We start from the raw sequence: 2,809 nt of genomic DNA, 5'->3' as shown, positions 1-2,809 counted from the left end.
GGTGTGTACCAATGGCACCCGCGTCTTCGTTCCGGCGAAATGCAAAGCCGCATTTGAGCAGAAAATTCTGGCGCGCGTTGAGCGCATTCGCGCGGGCGACGTTTTCGATCCGCAAACTAACTTCGGCCCGCTGGTCAGCTTCCCGCATCGCGATAACGTGCTGCGCTATATCGCCAAAGGCAAAGAGGAAGGCGCGCGCGTACTGTGCGGCGGCGATGTACTGAAAGGCGATGGCTTCGATAACGGCGCATGGGTTGCACCGACAGTGTTCACCGATTGCAGCGACGATATGACCATCGTGCGTGAAGAGATCTTCGGGCCAGTGATGTCGCTTCTCACTTATGAATCTGAGGACGAAGTGATTCGCCGCGCCAATGATACCGACTACGGCCTGGCGGCGGGCATCGTGACGGCGGACCTGAACCGCGCGCATCGCGTCATTCATCAGCTGGAAGCGGGTATTTGCTGGATCAACACCTGGGGCGAATCCCCGGCAGAGATGCCCGTTGGCGGCTACAAACACTCCGGCATTGGTCGCGAGAACGGCGTGATGACGCTCCAGAGTTACACCCAGGTGAAGTCCATCCAGGTTGAGATGGCTAAATTCCAGTCCATATTCTAACCAGGAGGTTTATTTGCAATTTGACTACATCATTATTGGTGCCGGCTCAGCCGGCAACGTTCTCGCTACCCGTCTGACTGAAGATCCGAATACCTCCGTGCTGCTGCTTGAAGCGGGCGGCCCGGACTATCGCTTTGACTTCCGCACCCAGATGCCCGCAGCGCTGGCGTTCCCACTACAGGGCAAACGCTACAACTGGGCCTATGAAACAGAGCCTGAACCGTTTATGAATAACCGCCGCATGGAGTGCGGACGCGGTAAAGGCCTGGGTGGATCGTCGCTGATCAACGGCATGTGCTACATCCGTGGCAATGCGCTGGATCTCGATAACTGGGCGCAAGAACCCGGTCTGGAGAACTGGAGTTATCTCGACTGCCTGCCCTACTACCGCAAGGCCGAGACTCGCGATGTGGGCGAGAACGACTACCACGGTGGCGATGGCCCGGTGAGCGTCACCACCTCCAAACCCGGCGTCAATCCGCTGTTTGAAGCGATGATTGAAGCGGGCGTGCAGGCAGGCTACCCGCGCACGGACGATCTCAACGGCTATCAGCAGGAAGGTTTTGGCCCGATGGATCGCACCGTCACGCCGCAGGGCCGTCGCGCCAGTACCGCGCGCGGTTATCTCGATCAGGCCAAATCGCGCCCTAACCTGACCATTCGTACTCACGCTATGACCGATCACATCATTTTTGACGGCAAACGCGCGGTGGGCGTCGAATGGCTGGAAGGCGACAGCACCATCCCAACCCGCGCAACGGCCAACAAAGAAGTGCTGTTATGTGCAGGCGCGATTGCCTCACCGCAGATCCTGCAACGCTCCGGCGTCGGCAACGCTGAACTGCTGGCGGAGTTTGATATTCCGCTGGTGCATGAATTACCCGGCGTCGGCGAAAATCTTCAGGATCATCTGGAGATGTATCTGCAATATGAGTGCAAAGAACCGGTTTCCCTCTACCCTGCCCTGCAGTGGTGGAACCAACCGAAAATCGGTGCGGAGTGGCTGTTTGGCGGCACTGGCGTTGGTGCCAGCAACCACTTTGAAGCAGGTGGATTTATTCGCAGCCGTGAGGAATTTGCGTGGCCGAATATTCAGTACCATTTCCTGCCAGTAGCGATTAACTATAACGGCTCGAATGCAGTGAAAGAGCACGGTTTCCAGTGCCACGTCGGCTCAATGCGCTCGCCAAGCCGTGGGCATGTGCGGATTAAATCCCGCGACCCGCACCAGCATCCGGCGATTCTGTTTAACTACATGTCGCACGAGCAGGACTGGCAGGAGTTCCGCGACGCAATTCGCATCACCCGCAAGATCATGCATCAACCCGCGCTGGATCAGTATCGTGGCCGCGAAATCAGCCCCGGCACGGAATGTCAGACGGATGAACAGCTCGATGAGTTCGTGCGTAACCACGCCGAAACCGCCTTCCATCCGTGCGGTACCTGCAAAATGGGTTACGACGAGATGTCCGTGGTTGACGGCGAAGGCCGCGTACACGGGTTAGAAGGCCTGCGTGTGGTGGATGCGTCGATTATGCCGCAGATTATCACCGGGAATTTGAACGCCACGACAATTATGATTGGCGAGAAAATAGCGGATATGATTCGTGGACAGGAAGCGCTGCCGAGGAGCACGGCGGGATATTTTGTGGCAAATGGGATGCCGGTGAGAGCGAAAAAATGAGTCGTGATTTGAACTGACTCAAGAACCGATCTGATTGAGAGTTACCGTTCCAGGTATGGGGACAGAATCGTTATATAAAACATAGGGGTAACTCTCATGCTTCATAGTGACAACCTCGCCAGCAAATTCTAAGCGGACTCGTTCAATCTGGCTGATGAAGGTGCTATGAATGCACTGATAAACCGCAGGTGAAATGCCACTCAGCTTAAGAATTACGCCGCTAGTGTTCCTGGCTATGGTGACTTGTTCACTCCCGCTCACGGTTAGCATATACGAAAAGGGTTCTTGAAACGAGGACAAAAATAAGTCAGACCAAAACAACGTGGAGCTTTAAACACGATTCGTATAATTTATTGGCAGTGATTTATTTTTACTCTTCTTTAATTAATCATCATGCTTAAATATTTTTTAGCACAAGATTATCGCTTCGCTAACATTTTATTTTACATTAATTTTCAATTGATAATAAAAAGTTGTTAATAAGTTTATGCGAAAAATAAAAA

General features: G+C 53.7%; 2 protein-coding genes. Both read left to right on the top strand.

The features are described 5' to 3' along the window. Positions 1-622 (top strand): aldehyde dehydrogenase family protein (locus QZF50_RS23370; protein ID WP_290389031.1); only part of this gene is annotated, 622 nt, incomplete at its 5' end. A 13-nt stretch (positions 623-635) separates the two neighbouring features. Beyond that, entirely contained in the window at positions 636-2,306 is a 1,671-nt protein-coding gene (gene betA / locus QZF50_RS23365) for a choline dehydrogenase (protein ID WP_061892109.1), read from the top strand. Positions 2,307-2,809: the final 503 nt, after the last annotated feature.

It is taken from the genome of uncultured Escherichia sp. (assembly GCF_948475835.1).
GTDB lineage: Bacteria > Pseudomonadota > Gammaproteobacteria > Enterobacterales > Enterobacteriaceae > ECMA0423.
The sequence above is the reverse complement of the archived record's forward strand: the minus strand, read 5'-3'. Positions and strand labels throughout refer to the sequence as shown.